The following is a 16,301-nucleotide window of genomic DNA, read 5'->3' on the forward strand; positions in this document are numbered from 1 at the left end:
AGGAAGCGAGCAGGGGAATCGCGTCCCGGAATTGGTGCGACGGGGACGGAAAGCCGTGCAGCAGCAGCGATTTCACCGGATCTCCGGCCTCGCGCTAGAATATCTTCCTCCCGCGACGTCGGCATATCGGTACGACACTTGACCGGCCGTCGCTGCGGTCGTGAACGACCAAAGAGCGAACGAAACGAAGACCGTCCGTGTCTTGAGTGGGATCGACATCGCATCTGCGGCCTCGCATCATCGGGGGCTTGGCGAGCCGGGTATTCCGCAACGCGTCCGCGGCCGGTCACCGCACGGTAGTTATCGTCGACGGATAAGTGATATTCGGATCGAGGATGTGTTCGCCGGCAAAATCGGCGTTGCTCGGCGGCTGTCAGGAGACGGCTCCAGTCACGATGCAAACGCCTCCGCCGATCGGCCACCCAGTCTTTTCGCCATACCGGGTAGGACACCGTTAGACGGCTCGGTTCCGCTATTAGTTTTAAGATATATTTTGGATTTATGAGGTAAAGCTAATACGCAGTATTGCGTATAACTCATACTTCGCATACATATTCTAAAACTCATAAAGGAGGCGTCCCATGATTTTGAAGACAATCAACGATTTGGGACTGGCCATGAGACAGGCCCGTCAGGAGCGGAACCTGACCCAGAAGCAGCTCGCCGCCAAGCTCGGAACCAATCAGGAATGGATCTCCCAGTTCGAAACGGGCCGCCTCGAGAATCCAAGCCTCGGGACGGTGCTCAAGGCGATGGCCATTCTGGGGGTGGATCTGAGCATCGACAGCTTTCCAAAGTCCGTTCGAGACGAGCCCTTGGACACCGGTGACCTCGCGCTCGACGAGCCAAGCTTCCTCAAAGGACCGGGCCGATGAGCAAATTCCTGAATGTCCTGATGGGCGGCGTCCCAATCGGTCGCATTGAGCAGATGGATAGCGGCGTACTGGGCCTCGAGTATGCCGACCGCTGGCTCGTGGCGGATAGGATCCAGATTCCGCTGTCTATGTCCCTGCCTCTCGCCGCCAAGAAGCACTCAGGCGCCAAGGTGGCCAACTATCTCTGGAATCTGCTTCCGGACAATGACCAGACTCTGCAGAAGTGGGGGCAGATCTACGGCGTATCGCCGAACAGCGCGTTCGCTCTACTGTCCAAGGTCGGAGAGGACTGCGCGGGCGCGATCCAGATCGTTACCGACGAATGGATGGCCGCCAATGCTGACTCCGCCGGTGAGGTCCAGTGGATCGACGAAGCGGAGGTCGGAGACCGCCTCAAGCGCCTGCGCGAGGAGAGGACGTGGACGGGACGCCGCGACAGCGACCGGGGGCACTTTAGTCTCGCCGGCGCGCAGCCAAAGATGGCCTTGCTGTTCGACGGAAAGAGGTGGGGTGTACCGAGCGGCCGCCGCGCGACCACGCACATCCTCAAGCCGCCCATGCCTCATCTCCGAGGCACGACCGAGAACGAATACGCATGCCTGCGTCTGGCGCGCCGCGTAGGAATCACTTCAGCCGAAGTAAAGGTCGGAAAATTCGGTGAAGAGGTCGCGGTCGTCGTCACCAGATACGACCGCGAGATCGGCACCGACAGTGTGGTCCGACGATTTCACCAGGAGGATATGTGCCAGGCGCTCGGCGTGCATCCCGCCACGAAGTACCAGAGCGATGGCGGTCCCTCGATTGAGCAGATCTCCAACGAAGTGCTGCGTTATGCCACCGATCCCGAGGCGGACAAGGCGAAGTTCGCCGAGATGATCGCGTTCAACTTCTTGGTGTTCGGTACCGACACCCACGCGAAGAACTTCTCGGTCGTCCATCTTCCGGGGCGGAGGATGTATCTCGCGCCGATGTACGACGTCCTGAGCTTCGTACCCTACGACGACGACGAACACGAGCGGCGCAGGCTGCGGATGGCGATGAAGATCGGTGGCTACTACAAGTTTTCCGAAATCCAGCCGCGGCATTGGGAGCGCCAGGCGAAGCTTATGCAGATGGATCCCGACGAGATGATCGCGCGGTTGGCCGCGCTCGCCGAGCAGATACCGGACGCGCTGAGCGACGTCGTGAAGGAAGCGCGGGACCGCGGACTGAAGGAACCGGTGCTCGATGCGATGCTAGACGGCATTTCGGTACGCTGCGAGGTAATCGTAAAACAATACGGAGCGACCGCCGCGCCGGCACCGTGACCTGTGATGCTCTTTTGCGGTTGCCGCCCGAAGTCAGCGACCTGGGACGGGCGAGACACCGTCTTCGAGGCCATTGTCGCCGTCGTCCAGCGCCAGGATATCGTAGGTCCTGAGCCGATCCTGGAGTCATCAAGATCACGGCAGAGTGATCGGCGGTTGTGTGTGTCCACGCATTGAGGGAGCTGGAGCCATAACTCACTGATTTATTGAATTGAGGTGAATGGTGGACGCACAAGGGATAGAACCTTGGACCTCTCCCGTGTGAAAGTCCGATGTGGCGATCAGACAAATATTGCCAGCCGCCCAAACTTATAGAGAACAATTGACGCGTTCGCAGGCCAAGGTCGATCAACTGTCGCGCGATAAGGAAACCGGCGAACGAAAGCAGCTAGCTCTCATGGGTTCTGCAGAAGATCGCAAGAATCCTGGGAAAAGCGCTATGACGATTTCGCGGGCAGAGGTGATCACAACGGTCGAGCGGCGGCGTCGGTGGTCGCAGGATGAGAAGGAACGGCTAGTTGCAGCATCGCTCGAGCCCGGAGCCACTGTTTCCGAGGTGGCTCGCATAGCCGGCCTTCATGTGAGCCAGCTGTTCAGGTGGCGCAAAGAGCTTTGCAAGCACGGTGATACGAGTATAGCGCCGTTGGTGCCGGTCGAGATTGGGCCGTCTGTGCCGCCGCGAGATGTGGCCGAAGCGCCACTGACGACGGCGCCGGCGCGTCGACGGAGGAGCCAGGGCATCATCGAGATTGATCTCGGTAGCGGACACCGCATCCGGGTCGACGGTGACGTTGATGGAGACGCGCTGCGGCGAGTTATGGCCGCGATCGCGGGCTCGGCGCAAGCTGTCACACTAATGCAAAGGGTCCGTCGCGGAGCGGATGAAGACGGAATTCGATCCGGAAAGGAGGGATTTCGAAGTACCGCTTTGCGATCGTGCATTCGCGATTTTGAAGCGGTCATTCTGATGGATGCTGCTTCTGATGCCTACACGTTCCCCGGGGGGCGAATCCCACTCTCTACGCCATCAGGCTAAAGAGTAGCGAAAAGTCCCGGAAATAGCGCACTTTCTGCAGATCCGCCTGGCGGTCTGTGTAGCAGGTGTGTGTAGCAGTCCTTGGGGGTGCAAGTCACCCCGCAAATGCACTGCGTTCCTCGGTCAGACGTCCCTCCGGTGTCGATACCTGCATTATTGAGTGGCCAGAAGAGCTCGCAGCTTCCCAAGCTGCATACGAGGGTTCGATTCCCTTCGCCCGCTCCAATCGGCTTTCCCCTTTAAAACATGGCCATTTCGAGCGTTTTCGGCTCCGAAATTCCGTCGTTTTCGAAAATCTTGTACAAGCCCCGTACAAAAATCTTCCCGAAAATCTAGCGGACCGGGCGCCGGCAGGTCCGACAGCCCGGTGATCGTCGCAGCGACCCGACCGAAGAGAGCCGATGGAGAAGTCGTATCGATCCGTAAATTGGAAGGATGAGGCAGAGCAGAGTTCTCGAGAGCCCGCCCACTGTCTGCTCCGCATCGGCGGAGAAACGCCGATCTATCTACGACGGCAATTCCAGCGCCGCCGGAAATATCGGAGGCAGCTTCGGGTCGAGCTCCTCCTGCTCCAAGGTCTTCGCGTTCTCTCGGGAGAGGTAGGCGACCAACTCGAAGATACTTGAATCTGCCGGACAGCGAGCGAGGGTCGCTTTCATCGAGGGTATCGCGCCGAAGGCCTCCGCTATGTCGGGAGTCATGAGGTGCGGGCGGACGTTTCGCCCGATGGCTTGCTCGATGGTCCGGAAGATCCAGGTCCCGTCCGGATCGATGTCGGACCAATGGAAGATCGGGATGTCCATCGGCAGGGCATCGGCGAGCACACGCAGCGCCTGCTGCGTAGCCAGTGACGGGTAACCACCCACATACACGGTCGTCCCTAGACGCGAAGGATCGGCCTCGATGATGTGGCGGTTGAAACTCGCGAAATTCTCGATCGTGAGCAGGTAGGCAGGCGGCTCCCGGAAGCGGATGCGGCCCGCCTCGGTTGGCGCTACACCGAGATAGAGAGGCGTGACTCCCGAGAGATCGGTTGCTTCGAGGTCGACGCGGCCGGCGATCAGCAGCGGCGGGGCGAACCGCTCGAGGCCGATGGCGCGCAGCGCCGCCCGCGGTTTCGCCTCTGGCGGGAGATCGATGATCGCGCCGAGAAGGCGGACGACGGCATTTTCAAGTCGCTCCAGCGTCTTGCTGTTGCCGACTGTCCTTCTCGAGAAGGTCCGATAGTCGACGTTCACGTGCTTGCCGTCGAGGATCGCCTGCGCGAGCACGAACGCGTCGCGAAGGCGATCGGCGTCCGCCGGGGCGAACGCATTCCAAGTCTTGCTCTTGCTCCATGCCGCCGCGATACCCGCCACGGCGTCCTTGAGGTGGGGATCCAGTTCGAGCCCGGCGACGAGCCGCCCGGCGGCGTCCTCGGCGATCTCGGGGGCGGGAGTTCGGCCGACATGCCGATATAGGGAATCGGCCGACGCGAGCCGGATGTGCGCGATCTCGTTTCGTTTGAGCCCGCGGCCGCGCGCCAGGCTCACCGCACCGGCCTCTTCGGCGCGCGAGATCGCCTTCAGGAACGCGTCCGTCGCCACGACCGATACGAACGCTCCGTAATCCGGATAGCCGATCGGACTGGCGGTGCCGGCCTCGAAGCGGTCGAGCAAGTCGCCAAGAAGCTCGTTCGCATCGGTAAAGCGACGCGGCATGGCTACTCCGCCGCGAGCCGCACGGCGAGGTCCGCGTCGGAGATCATGTCGGGATCCATCGCCATCAGTTCCTGCTTGGCCTTTTCCTTCAAGGAGACGACGGTGGCCCTGGACTGTTCGCCGATGCGGTCGACCTCGACGATCGTGTCCATGTGCTCTAGCACGGCCACGCGCTTTTCGAAGGGGGCGGCGATGACGAACTGCAGACCGAGGTTCTTGTAGAAGCTCATCATCTGGCGCTGGTTTCGACCGTCCATCTTCGAGAACGCTTCGTCGAACATGGCGAGTGCGAAGCCCGATGGCTTTCCTGCCCGCCGTTCGGCGCTGCCGTAGACCGCCGCCAGCGACGCGCCGATCGCGACGTAGATCGGCACCTGCTGCTCGGCTCCGGACCCAGTACCTCGGCGCTGCTCCCATCGGGTCGAGCGCCCCGTCACGACGTCCTCCATATGGATCTCGAAGGTGTAGAAGTTCCGGTAATCCTCGAACTCGGTGAAGTCCTTGTCCGGATCCTCGAGCAGCGCTTCGAGCGCCAGAATCGTGTCCTTGTGCGGAAAGCCCTCCGGCACGTCACCGCGGAAGAGCATGTCGAGCGCTTCCGGCGAGGTCTTGCCGATCTCGATGATTTTGAGGATCGGCTGGAATTCGACGACCTGGGTCCGGTGGAACGAGTAGCGTTCGTTGTGGAACGGATGCATGTGCAGGCTGCGGTTCAGCGACTGCAGGTCACGCTCCATCTTGCCGATGCGCGAGGTCAGAGCGTTGATGAACTCGCCGCGCAGCAACGTGGCTGCCTTCTCGGCCGCATCGCGCGCCTGCCGTTCGTACTGACGCAGTTCGTTGGACTCGATGTCGTCGATAAGCAGATCCATCCACGGTTTCACTTCCCGGAGAGGTTCGCTCTCGATGCCGATCTGCGACTGCGTTCCGAATTCTTCGAAGTAGCCGTCGAGGAATTCGCGCACGCGGCGCTCGATCCGTCCGCGTTCGGCGTCCGCGGCTTCGGTATCCTTCACCGCCTTCTCGGCGATGGCGCGGTGCTTCTCCGCCTCGGTCCTCTGCGCGCGGGCGTCGAGACGGGACCGATAGGCGGTCCGCCCCTTGGCCGCGGCGTAGAGCGATCGGTTCTTTGAGAAAAGCGACCAGGCGACCTTCAGATTGAGCTCGGAGCCGGGAACGTTCTCACCGTCGCCGAGCCTGTTCCTTGCCGTCCTCGCTTCGCCGTCGTGCTTGTTGAACGCGTTCTGCTGGGTCTCGCGCTCGCCGATCCTCTTCTGCTTGAGATCGTATTGCGCCGTCCTCTTGCTGCGAAGGCCGCCGTCGCCGGCGCCGTCCAGCGCCGACAGCTCGGCATCCGCCTCGGCCTTCTCGGACAGGGCGGCGGCGTAAGCGGCGGCGTGAGCCTTCAAGTCCGTCGTCGACGTTTCGCACAGCGCCTTGAGGGCCATGAAGGCGTCGTCGGCCACCTGGACTTCCATCGCTGCCTGGTCCAGCGAAGTCGACAGCTCGTCGGCCTGGTCCTGCAGGGCGCGCAACGCGTTCGCCTGAGCGACCTTGCCGATCTTGTGTTGCGAAGGATCGATCGACCGATGCGTTCGCACCAGGCCGTCGTCGTAGAGGCCGTCCTTCATGATCGCGCGACCCGGCCTGTTGAACTGGTCGAGCGTTTCTGCCAACCGCACGGTGCCGTATCTCCGCATGATGAACGACAACGCATCCGGATCGTCGGTGCGGAAGATCGACGGAAACGTTCCGCGGTCCGGTCGGGCCTTGAACTGCTCCAGCTTGTTGAGGCTGACCAGGGAAGTGCGTCGGAATTCGCGACGCCCCTCCTTGAAGATCGAAGTCGCGGCACCGATGTCCGGCCGGTCGACGAAGACCGCGTCGCGGTCGCGGCCGAGCAACGCTTCCGCCGCACCCGCCCATTCGGGGTCGGCAACCTCGATCAACTCGCAGAGCACCCGTGGCGCCATGCCCTTCTGCCGCAACCGTTGGCAGAGTCGTTCGGTGTCCGGTTCGAGATGCGCCCGCGCTCCTCCCGTGGAGTGCTGTCGAATGCGACCCAAAAGTTCGTCGCGCTGCGTGCGTAACTGGGCCGCCTTCGCGATGACCTCCTGACGGGCTTCATCGATCCTGGCGAGCCGTTCCGTTCCGGATGCGATGAGCGCCGTCTCGGCGGTGGAAATTTCCTCGGGGAGGGAGGTGACCGCGGCACGGTCGGCCGCGACGAGCAGATCGTCGACGAGGGGGATGAAATCGTCGAAGCCACGTCCGCGCATCGCACGAAGCGGCTGCAGGCGGCGGATCGCGTCGAGACGAGCCCTGAAGTCCGCGGCGGCTCGCTGCGCGGACTGGTCTGCCACCGATGAAGACTGCTGCAGCGATTTCCTGCCGGTCTTGGCGTCGTGCTCGGCGATGGCTTCGGTGAGGCGCTGGATCTCGTCGTCGATCGCCTTCATGTCGCCCGCGAGGAACTTGAGTTCGTCGGACGCGGTGTCGCGTTGCGCGGTCGCGAGCCGCAGCCTGGTCCTGAAGTCCCGGTTGACCGCGCGGGCGGCCAACCACTCCGCACGCTTGGCGATCCACTGCTCCCGGAACTTCGTCTCCAACGCGTTTTCGAGGGTCGCGATGATCGTCCTCAATTCCTTCAGCGCATCCAACTTGAGGCGCATCTTCCGGATCGTCTCGCTGATGTTCTGGTAGGTCTGGATCGATTCGCGCAGGTCCTTGATCCCGATGGGGCTGTCTTCGAGGATATAGGTCCGGACGAATTGCGTCGCGGTCTGGTTATGGTCCAGCGTCATCGCGTTGACGATCGACTTCTGCAACGCGCTCGCGTTCTGTTCGCCGTAGGGCGCGTGCGGCAGCAGGTGGCGCATGTACTCGCGGACGAAGTCTCCCGCCCGGTCACGGTGATTGACAAAGTATTGATCGCCGACTTTCGTCAGGATGCGTGCGCGCACCTCTTCCCACTGTGCCGGGAATTTCGAGGCCCCGCGCTTTTCGATGAAGTCTTCGGTCGTGAGGATCGTGCCGACGGCGACGAACAGGGCGAGGACCGTCTCCTTGCTGTCCGCCTTTCGTGCCTCGAGCGCCATGCCGATGGTCACCGGCGGACGAAGACCTTCAGTGTCCTCGAAGCCGAGCGAGACGTAGGTGCGCGCATCGTCCCTCCGCCGCTGGTCCTCGCCGAGGGCCCCCAGACAATAGTCGACGACGCTGCGCTTGGAGCCGCTGCGGGATTTTCCGCTGTCGCCCGCGACCGCGTTCAGCCGCAGAAAGCGGCGGTTGCCTCCGGTGAGCACGACTTGGGCCATGTCGAGGATGGTCGACTTGCCGGACCGGTTCTCGCCGAGCACGCCGATATGGCCGTTCACGGGAATGTCGGCGATGTCGAACAGGTGCCAAGCCACCATCGCGAGGTGACGCAATTCCATCATGCCTCGTCCCCTGCGGGCTGGGGCGATCTGGCCTCCTCGCTGCGGGCGTACCGCTCAAGCCGGGTGAGGGCATCGCCGCCGCTGATCAGCTTGATCATCGGCCGGATCCGGATCTCGCAGTCCTGTTGTTCGTTGTCGTAGTCGCCGATCTCGACCAGGCTGCGCTGGGCCGCCTCTTTCAGGATGTCTCGGAAACGGTTGATGCCGATGGCGCCGCCTCCATTCGGTTGCACCATGTCCTTGTAGCGGTCGTGCAGCACGTTCAACGTCGTCACGACGACGGCGCGGTCCTCGACGGCGCCGACGTTGACCTCCTCCTGCCAGTGCGCCGCGAGGACGAGCGTCACGATGGTCTCGTCGAGACGCATGCGCGGCAAAGGCACGTCCTCGTCGATCGCCAGGATTCCAGCCCACTGCGCTTCGGGATCGCGTTGGACGCGGTAACCGCAACTGTCGAAGAAGCCGTCCACGACGTCGCGGAAGCGGCCGTCCATGATCGTGTTGTAGACCGTCCCGGTGCGGGGATCGCCGGCGAACACGAACTGTTTGCGCAGGAGGAAGTGCAGCGCTCTCCGCAGATCGGCTGCCTTGTCCGCGCCGGCGGACCTTTCGATGTTGTCGAATTCGCTAAGCATGGGCCTTGTCCCCGCGCGGCGCGCCCGAGCGCTTGACCACGAAGTTTGCGCATCTGAGCCAGTCGCTATCGTGCGGCGGCGTGTCCGGCGCCTGCTCCAGGTCGAAACCCTTGGCGATCTGGGGGGGGACGTCCCCGGTCAGCGCGTACCGACGAGCGGTATCGAACGCGAGGAAATCGTCCACCGTCTCGATGTCCATGAACCTGGCTTCCTTCGTGCCGAACGGCGGCACCTGACCTTCGAGAAACCGCCTGACGTCCTCGGGACGCGGGGCGATGCGCGCGATGTACTCGAGCCGCAACTGCTTCCGCAGTTCGTACAGCGGGTCCGACGGTGGCACGGCAAGCTCCCTTGCTTCCACGGGGCGGCGCGGCTGTCGGGTCGGCGCCTGATGATGCTCCGACCAAGGGGACCGCAGCGGCTCGATGCTCCATTCGACGCTGGCCCCGTCGTGCCGACCGTCCCGAAGCAGGCGGTCGAGCCGGCGCACCAGGTCGCCGGCGCGGCCGACTAGGCCCTGCGTACCGCGTTCGGCGTACTTGATCGTGTTCCGGACCCGGGCCTCCAGTTGTCGCCTGAAGGTCTCGATGCGCTCGAACATCTCGCCGATCTGTTCGAAGATGTTCTCGATCGCGAGCAGATCGGCGGCGGCGGCCATGCGGCCGTCCTCGACGTCGGGTGCCATGCTGGCCGCGGCGTATTCTTCCGCGAGCACCTGCATCGTCTCGGGGGTGTAGGAGACCTTGCGCGCGAGATCGACGATGGCGTCGCGGAAGCGGTAAGGGTGATTGACCGTGAGGATCGACTCGAAATCCTTGAGGAGAAGCTGGTCGACGAACTCCTCGAAGAAGGCCTCCAGACGGTCGCCGACCGTCTTCGACTCCATGACGGTACGCCGGATCCGCTTGAGGTCGGCGAGGATGGCGCGCAGGCTCTTGGTGAACTGGTCGGCCTGGTTGCGGGCCTCGCGCACGGCGAGCGCCGCTTCCCGCTGCATGCGGTCGGTCACATCCGGCGTGAGCTTCTCGACGGCTTCGAGGTTCAGGCGGATCTGGACGATCAGTCCACCGAACCGCTGCGAAAGATCCCTGTTCAGGCTCGCCAACCGCTGGATGACCAGCAGCGGTCCCATCGCCATGTCGACCGTGACCCGCAGGCCGTATTCTTCCTCTTCGAGCCATCCCGACGCGACCAGGCGGGCATAGAGTTGACGGGCCAGGACTAGCGCCTTGTCGCCTTTTTCCGACGTCGCGGAAACGTCGGCGCGTCGGATGCGGCGACGGCCCGACGAAATGACCTCGGGCAACGTCTCGCCGAAATCGTCGCCCTCGTTCCAATAGGACGCGTTGGCCCGCATGACGTCGTAGATCGCGTGGACCACCTGCTGCGGCGTCGGGAACGCGGGGGCGCCGGTAAAGTAGCGCTCATGCAGATCGAGAAGGCACGCCGCGTAGAGGTGCTTGTGGTCCCTCGAAAACACCAGAAAGGCGTCGTCGTGCAAATGACGGAACAAGGACAAGTGGTACTCCCCAGACCCCGGAGGCAGACCAGGCCGTTGGTCGACATCCGTTCGGATTATGCACGAACCGACGTGCAAAACTCTATCCGCGCAACCATCAGATAGTCGATAATCGTTCTTAGTATGTTCTTACTATGTGGTGACGCGGATAGGGTGTCGAGTCCTTGTTTTGGTCGAGTTCGCGCGAACCCGATCGGTGTCTCGCGCGACGACATCAAAAAATCACCACACTTGCGCGTTAAATAACTGGTCATATATGATCACTAAAGTGCTCTAACTGGTCGTATGTGGAGAGTTCCATGAGTTCGCCGAAATCCAGCGTCGCGCTCAAGCGCCTGGGGCACGATCTGCGGTCGGCGAGACTAAGCCGGCGGATCGCCGTGACCGACCTTGCCGAGCGCGCCGGCACGTCCGCCAGCACCATCCAGCGGCTCGAGAAGGGCGATGCCAAGGTCGCTGTCGGCACCTTGGCGGACGTCCTCGTCACTCTCGGGCTCGTCGAGAAGTTAGCCGACCTCGTGGACGTCCGTAAGGACGACCTGGGTCTGGCTTTGACATCGGAACGGACGACGCAGCGCGGCCGATCCTTCGCGGCTTCCTTGCGAAGGCGGAAGGGGACCGTCGAGAAGGCCGGGCGAGACGAGCCCAGTGACGTCGATCCCGACGGCGTGGCATTCTGATGAGCGAATATCACGCTCAAGTCGCACTCGGCGAGCGCCTGACGCGCGCAGGCGATCTGCGCTTCACGAAGACCGGTCCCCGCCAGTTCTCGATCTTCGCTTACGATGCCGCCTGGTCGAAGAATCCAAACGCATTCGCACTTCAGCCGGACATGCCCGTCGATCAGGGGCCATACCACGCGTCGGCTCAATCGGGCGACACGCGCGAGGCGCTCGCCGGCGTCTTCTCCGACGCCGCGCCCGACAGCTGGGGGCGCAGACTGCTCGAGCGCGCCTACGGCAAGGGTCTTTCGGAGTTCGAGTACCTCACGCTGTCGGACGATGCGTGCCGGCAAGGCGCCCTGCGCTTCGTCGACGACGAGGGAAAGGTCATCACTGGAAAGGCGGGCGAGGCGGCACCGCGTCTGCTCGATCTGCAGGCGATAACCGAACTCGCATGCGCCTACGAACAGGGCAAGGAGTTGGCGGCGGAGCAGATGCGCGCGCTCGCCGGCGCCGGCGCCTCAGGCGGAGCCCGGCCGAAAGCCAACGTCCGCGAAGGCGACGTCCTCTGGCTCGCCAAGTTCACGTCGGTGCACGACCAGCATCCGATCGAGCAGGTCGAAGTCGCGACGCTGAGGCTCGCGCGGTCGTGCGGCATACGCATTCCCGAGGTCAGGCTGGAGCTCGCCGACACGCATTTTCCCGTGGCACTCGTTCAGCGCTTCGATCGGCGCGGACGCGCGCGCATTCCCTACATCTCCGCGCGGACCGCACTCGGAAAGAAGGGCGAAGAACTCGGTTCGTACACCGAGATCGTCGATTTCATGAGGACGTATTCTCCGGAGCCAAAAGCGGATTTCGCGGAGCTCTATCGACGGATGGTCTTCACCATTCTCGTCTCGAACAAGGACGATCATCTGAAGAACCACGGCTTCCTGTACGTCGGTTCGGGGCGATGGCGCTTATCGCCGATGTTCGACGTGAATCCCGCGCCCGACCGCGAGGCCCATCTAGAGACGGCGATAATGGAAGGCGGCGCGCACGATCGCTCTATCAAGCTCGCCGTCGACGCCTGCGAATTCTTCGAGATTGCCGAGGCAGAGGCACGCAAGATCATCCGGGATACGGCGCAGCGGATATCCGACGGATGGCGCGAGGCTTTCCGCCAAGCGGGGGTGAGCGGAACGAACCTACGCGGCTACGAAGATGCCTTCGAGCACGATGAATCGGAAATCGCCAAAGCTCTATAACAAGTCGTATATGACCACTTAATTATTTTAACTTGTCATATATGACTTGTTATTCGGATGGGTTGCATTGGACTGGAACCTCGGCACCGGCTCGTCGGCACAAACGCGCCAGCATCGACATCGGGCTCGATTTCGTGAGGGAGGCTCAAATGTGCCTCCAAGGCTTCCGAGCACCCGTCGCTGCCGACGTTAGGCACCGTGAAGTAGCTCGGAGGAAGGTGCTCGTCGCGGTCAGGCAAGGCCGTAGGCGCCCAAGATACGTCGGGCGTGTACCGTCGTACCACGGAGACTACGGCGCGACGTATCGTCGGCGCACGGTCCAGCCGTCGTCCCCGCCGTGCGGCGAAACGAGCGATGGAATCCTATGCTAGGATCGAAGGGAGAACTCCTACCGGTCGCCTTCGTCCGAGAAATCCGATGGTCCTCGAAGACATCGTGGCTCCCGACTCCCGCCTATACGCGAAGAGCGAGTGGGCGCCGGCCAGTGCCTTGTGGCCGGCGCTCTCCTTCTCGCAACGCGGAGTCGCCAACAGGTTCGGCGACTTCTATTCGCTGGGTCGGGACTTCGTCATCACGGTCGGCACCGGCAATCCCAAGGACACTCTCGATCCGGCGCATCGGCAACGGCTGATGTCCATCGTGGACGTCGCGCCGAACGTCATCGTCGCGACGGGAGATCTCGTCGAGCCGGAGACCTGGAGGCGCGCGCAGCTCACGCACCCGGATCGGTGGAAGCTATCGATGCCGATCGTGCGGTGCTGGACCTTCGCGAACTTCCCGGAGGCGAAGGCCCACATGTCGGCGACCTACCGGAGGTTCTCGAACCCAACGAACCGCGGAAAGCCCATCCCCGTCGATGAAGTCGATCTGGCCGGTCTGCTCGGCCTCGAAGTGACCGCGATCGAGATTCCTCCATACGTCGAGCGCCGCCTGCATTCGATTCCGACCGACAGGCTCTTGAACCAGGACATCTCGCGGCTCGCGAACAACATCGCGAACGCGGTGGAGCGAGCGGGCACGGAGCGCGAGGACACCTATCCGGAACGTACGTCGCTGAACTTCTCCGATCTGTTCAAGCTTCTCAACGAACTGTGGCGGACCCAGAAGGGATCGTGCAGCTTGTGCGGCGGCCCGATCGTGCCGGGCGAGGAAAACGCGCTTCTGCGGATGTCCGCCGATCGCATCGACAGCGCCGATAAGCGCTACGGTACCGGCAACGTCCACCTGACACACGTCGGCTGCAACCTGGCAAAGAGCTCCGCCTCTCTGGAGGTCTGGCAGGACTTTCTCGACGTGGTGCGAAGCGTCAGGATCGACGAGGCGTCCACGTCCTAACCGAAAAACGAACGGACGAGATCTGAGCGCGAGACCTGGTCCGAAGGTCATTACCGTCGGATCGCGAGCGCGGTGGATTGCCGCGTTATTCAGGAGAGCAACGTGTTCGGTATCGAAACGCCGGTGCAACTCTACGCGAAGCTCGTCCAGGAGTTCGACGACGCGTGCGAGGCCCCCGGCTCGGGTCGGCACGCAATGAACTTCGCGATCACGGCGTATCACCTGACCGAGTGGGTTTGGAAGGACTTCCTGAAGGAGGACGAGGCGAAGCGCCGGGAGCTCGGTATCGGCAAGAGCATCGAGAGCTTCAAGGGATGGATCGCGGAGAAGAGCATCTGGACCGCGCAGATGCAGGACCTAGCCAACGGATCGAAGCATTTCCAGGCGAAGGGACTTCCGATCCACCGCCATGTGGTCGGACCGCTCAACACGGCCGCCTTCAACACTCTCGCGTTCAACGAGGTGACGGTGACCCTCATGGTCGACATGGGAGAACTCGACGGAAGACCTCATTTCGTTCCGGCGACGCATCTCTTCGAGGTGGTGCTGCGGTTCTGGCGCGACTTCCTGCGGCACCATTGTCCTTACGGCGGCATCGCTCCGTCCGGTCGGACGAGGCTGTCCGACGAGTGACGGGAGTACCGGCAGTGCCCATATCGGGACATGAGCGGTCCGCTTCGCCGCCTATCGCCGCTGACCGGTGCGCCCGAACGAGAAATGCGATGACGATCGTGCTCTTCACGACTTCAGAAATTCGTCGATCAGCGTCTTCGCGCGACCTTTCGCGAGCCGTACGCGGATCACGTGCGAGCCGGATAGGTCGAGCGACTCGATCGAGCGGATGTTTTCCCGGATCTTCGGCTCCGCGATGAGCTTCGTCATGTCCCTTCGCTGAAGCTTGCGTTCTATCATGTGATCCCGAAATCGATCGAGAAAGCGCCGAGCCGTGTCCGTGTCGCCTCATACCGTCGCGGAGTTTATCAGCGTCCCGAGCATGCCGAAGGCCATGGTGTAGTCCAGGTTCGAGTCGTCCGTCCGTCGGCTGACTTCGTGATAGAACGCCCGGCGCCGGTTTCGCCGGATTCCGCGAGTTCGGGAATCCGTCGACGCGCTTCGGCCATGAGTTCAGGAAAGGAGACCGTCCATATCCCGCTCATCGCAGGACCCTGGTCCTCGGTGAAGATCTTCTCGAGGTTGATTACGGTGGCGCGGTTGGCCGAGACCATACGGCGGATCGACGCGGCATAGGCCGGTTTGAGTCCTCTCCCGCTTTCGTCGACGAGCAGCACGAAGTGACAATCCGTGAGCCCGTGGCGTTCGAATGCCGTGAAGATCTCCGAGATCGCCCGACCGGACAACACGGTGTCCACGAAGATGAATCTTCCCGTCGAATCCGACGGGATCCTGTTGTCGCCGATGGTCAGGCGGCCGGCTCGCGCCCTGAGGAATTCGTGTAGACGATAGGCGGGATCCTGCGCGTCCTTTCGGATCATCGCAGCGAGCATGCGCGACCAGTAGCCGCGTATGTCGCCGCTCGAGATCGGACCGTCGTCTTCGCAATCGGCGGTGAACGGAAGATAGAGTTCGCCCATCCGGTAGAACGGCGATTCGTACACCTGCCTCCAATCGACTCCGGGCCGAAGCTTGTCGAACGCGCGTGCGGCTTCGAGAAACGGGTGCGCGCCGCGGGAGGGAACGACGAGCATGTCGTAACCCTCGGCGCCGAGCCTCGCGATTTCGGCTTGCAGGTCTCTGCAAGCCGTCGCGTAGGACGCCATGATCTCGAACGTTATGTCCTTGACATTCACGACGCGCGGTCGTCCCCGACAGGACGCTCCGGGATCGGATCTTCCTTCTCTCCGGTCGCCACGATCCGGAGCGCGCCGTCGTGCAGCGGCCGCTGCAGCGCCTTGGCTTCCTCCCAGGGCGCTCGCATCCACACGTCGTGCTCTTCGCTCGTCGTGAGGACGACCGGCATCGCCTTCGGGTGCACGCGGCCGACTTCGGCGTTCGGCTCCGTGGTGAAGAAGGCGTAGATATCCGTCGTCACCTCGCCTTCCTTCGCCTTGCGGACCGACGTCCAGTTCGTCCAGAGACCGGCGAAGGCGAGAAGCGGGCGCGTCTCGTCGCTCGCGAACCAGACCGGGACCTTCCTTCCGTCGATCGTGTCGTATTCCGAGAAGCTGTTGAACGGCACCAGACAGCGGTGGTCCGGACCGAGCCAGCGCTTCCAGTGCGCGCTGCCGACGTTGCGGATGTTCGTGGTACCGGCGTCCGGCTCCATCCGCACCAATTCCTTGAAGTCGACCGACTTGCCCTTGGCCTCGAGTTTTTGCGCGCGCTGCGAGGAAGGCATTCCCCAGCGCGCCATCGCGATCTCGCGACCCTCGCTGCCGTTGCGTACGATCGGCGCCGGATAGTCCGGAAACACGCCCGGCATCGATGCGAGATTGCCGACGCGCGAATTCAGCGCGCCGAACAGGCGCCGGATCGCTTCGACGTTGGTCGTCATCGAGTAGAGATTGCACATCGGCGCCCCGGT

Annotated in this window: 14 protein-coding genes; 7 read left to right on the top strand and 7 right to left on the bottom strand. The window is 62.7% G+C overall.

Annotated elements, in window-relative coordinates:
* Positions 1-581 precede the first annotated feature (581 nt).
* From ACE10Z_RS09680 to ACE10Z_RS09690, 3 genes are all read left to right on the top strand, one after another.
* The gene (locus ACE10Z_RS09680) at positions 582-875 is read left to right on the top strand and encodes a multiprotein-bridging factor 1 family protein (RefSeq protein ID WP_375787717.1); all 294 of its coding nucleotides are present in this window, start codon (positions 582-584) and stop codon (positions 873-875) included.
* The gene (locus ACE10Z_RS09685; RefSeq protein ID WP_375787718.1) at positions 872-2,182 is read left to right on the top strand and encodes a type II toxin-antitoxin system HipA family toxin; all 1,311 of its coding nucleotides are present in this window, start codon (positions 872-874) and stop codon (positions 2,180-2,182) included. The genes ACE10Z_RS09680 and ACE10Z_RS09685 overlap by 4 nt, the downstream gene beginning before the upstream one ends.
* Before the next feature lie 322 nt (positions 2,183-2,504).
* Positions 2,505-3,218 (top strand): transposase, encoded by a 714-nt coding sequence (locus ACE10Z_RS09690; RefSeq protein WP_375787719.1) that lies wholly within the window; start codon positions 2,505-2,507, stop codon positions 3,216-3,218.
* 506 nt (positions 3,219-3,724) lie between these two features.
* On the opposite strand, the gene ACE10Z_RS09695 is transcribed toward ACE10Z_RS09690, so the two are convergent.
* Genes ACE10Z_RS09695 through ACE10Z_RS09710 form a run of 4 tightly spaced genes read right to left on the bottom strand, consistent with a single transcriptional unit; the run spans position 3,725 to position 10,512 of the window.
* On the bottom strand, positions 3,725-4,918 hold the full coding sequence (locus ACE10Z_RS09695) for a Wadjet anti-phage system protein JetD domain-containing protein (protein WP_375787720.1): 1,194 nt from the start codon (positions 4,916-4,918) through the stop codon (positions 3,725-3,727).
* Between the two features lie 2 nt (positions 4,919-4,920).
* A complete protein-coding gene (locus tag ACE10Z_RS09700; protein WP_375787721.1) occupies positions 4,921-8,358 on the bottom strand; it encodes an SbcC/MukB-like Walker B domain-containing protein in 3,438 nt (1,145 codons plus the stop codon).
* Positions 8,355-8,993 carry a DUF4194 domain-containing protein gene (locus ACE10Z_RS09705; protein ID WP_375787722.1) on the bottom strand — a complete coding sequence of 213 codons (639 nt, stop codon included), beginning with the start codon at positions 8,991-8,993 and terminating at the stop codon, positions 8,355-8,357. Before ACE10Z_RS09705 ends, ACE10Z_RS09700 begins: the two co-directional genes overlap by 4 nt.
* On the bottom strand, positions 8,986-10,512 hold the full coding sequence (locus tag ACE10Z_RS09710; RefSeq protein ID WP_375787723.1) for a Wadjet anti-phage system protein JetA family protein: 1,527 nt from the start codon (positions 10,510-10,512) through the stop codon (positions 8,986-8,988). Before ACE10Z_RS09710 ends, ACE10Z_RS09705 begins: the two co-directional genes overlap by 8 nt.
* A 299-nt stretch (positions 10,513-10,811) precedes the next feature.
* Between ACE10Z_RS09710 and ACE10Z_RS09715 the strand changes: the two genes are divergently transcribed.
* The 4 genes from ACE10Z_RS09715 (at position 10,812) to ACE10Z_RS09730 (ending at position 14,392) form a co-directional block, all read left to right on the top strand.
* Entirely contained in the window at positions 10,812-11,192 is a 381-nt protein-coding gene (locus ACE10Z_RS09715; RefSeq protein ID WP_375787724.1) for a helix-turn-helix domain-containing protein, read from the top strand.
* Positions 11,192-12,424, top strand: coding sequence for a type II toxin-antitoxin system HipA family toxin (locus tag ACE10Z_RS09720; protein ID WP_375787725.1), 1,233 nt, complete (start codon positions 11,192-11,194; stop codon positions 12,422-12,424). The genes ACE10Z_RS09715 and ACE10Z_RS09720 overlap by 1 nt, the downstream gene beginning before the upstream one ends.
* Before the next feature lie 417 nt (positions 12,425-12,841).
* A complete protein-coding gene (locus ACE10Z_RS09725) occupies positions 12,842-13,759 on the top strand; it encodes a hypothetical protein (protein WP_375787726.1) in 918 nt (305 codons plus the stop codon).
* Between the two features lie 102 nt (positions 13,760-13,861).
* Positions 13,862-14,392: a hypothetical protein gene (locus ACE10Z_RS09730; RefSeq protein WP_375787727.1), complete on the top strand. Its 531-nt coding sequence runs from the start codon at positions 13,862-13,864 to the stop codon at positions 14,390-14,392.
* 105 nt (positions 14,393-14,497) lie between these two features.
* Here ACE10Z_RS09730 and ACE10Z_RS09735 read toward each other — a convergent pair whose 3' ends face one another.
* The 3 genes from ACE10Z_RS09735 to ACE10Z_RS09745 form a co-directional block, all read right to left on the bottom strand.
* Positions 14,498-14,641, bottom strand: coding sequence for a hypothetical protein (locus ACE10Z_RS09735; RefSeq protein WP_375787728.1), 144 nt, complete (start codon positions 14,639-14,641; stop codon positions 14,498-14,500).
* Positions 14,642-14,739: 98 nt separating this feature from the next.
* On the bottom strand, positions 14,740-15,567 hold the full coding sequence (locus tag ACE10Z_RS09740; RefSeq protein WP_375787729.1) for a hypothetical protein: 828 nt from the start codon (positions 15,565-15,567) through the stop codon (positions 14,740-14,742).
* Positions 15,564-16,289, bottom strand: coding sequence for an SOS response-associated peptidase (locus tag ACE10Z_RS09745; RefSeq protein ID WP_375789791.1), 726 nt, complete (start codon positions 16,287-16,289; stop codon positions 15,564-15,566). The genes ACE10Z_RS09740 and ACE10Z_RS09745 overlap by 4 nt, the downstream gene beginning before the upstream one ends.
* Positions 16,290-16,301: the final 12 nt, after the last annotated feature.

This window comes from Bradyrhizobium sp. Pha-3 (assembly GCF_042258615.1).
GTDB lineage: Bacteria > Pseudomonadota > Alphaproteobacteria > Rhizobiales > Xanthobacteraceae > Bradyrhizobium.

Excerpts from the sequence above, each read along its gene's own strand:
- ACE10Z_RS09715 (WP_375787724.1), top strand. The coding sequence starts at position 10,812 with ATGAGTTCGCCGAAATCCAGCGTCGCGCTCAAGCGCCTGGGGCACGAT.
- ACE10Z_RS09705 (WP_375787722.1), bottom strand. The coding sequence starts at position 8,993 with ATGCTTAGCGAATTCGACAACATCGAAAGGTCCGCCGGCGCGGACAAG.
- ACE10Z_RS09695 (WP_375787720.1), bottom strand. The coding sequence starts at position 4,918 with ATGCCGCGTCGCTTTACCGATGCGAACGAGCTTCTTGGCGACTTGCTC.
- ACE10Z_RS09720 (WP_375787725.1), top strand. The coding sequence starts at position 11,192 with ATGAGCGAATATCACGCTCAAGTCGCACTCGGCGAGCGCCTGACGCGC.
- ACE10Z_RS09745 (WP_375789791.1), bottom strand. The coding sequence starts at position 16,289 with ATGTGCAATCTCTACTCGATGACGACCAACGTCGAAGCGATCCGGCGC.
- ACE10Z_RS09725 (WP_375787726.1), top strand. The coding sequence starts at position 12,842 with ATGGTCCTCGAAGACATCGTGGCTCCCGACTCCCGCCTATACGCGAAG.
- ACE10Z_RS09680 (WP_375787717.1), top strand. The coding sequence starts at position 582 with ATGATTTTGAAGACAATCAACGATTTGGGACTGGCCATGAGACAGGCC.
- ACE10Z_RS09700 (WP_375787721.1), bottom strand. The coding sequence starts at position 8,358 with ATGATGGAATTGCGTCACCTCGCGATGGTGGCTTGGCACCTGTTCGAC.
- ACE10Z_RS09685 (WP_375787718.1), top strand. The coding sequence starts at position 872 with ATGAGCAAATTCCTGAATGTCCTGATGGGCGGCGTCCCAATCGGTCGC.
- ACE10Z_RS09735 (WP_375787728.1), bottom strand. The coding sequence starts at position 14,641 with ATGACGAAGCTCATCGCGGAGCCGAAGATCCGGGAAAACATCCGCTCG.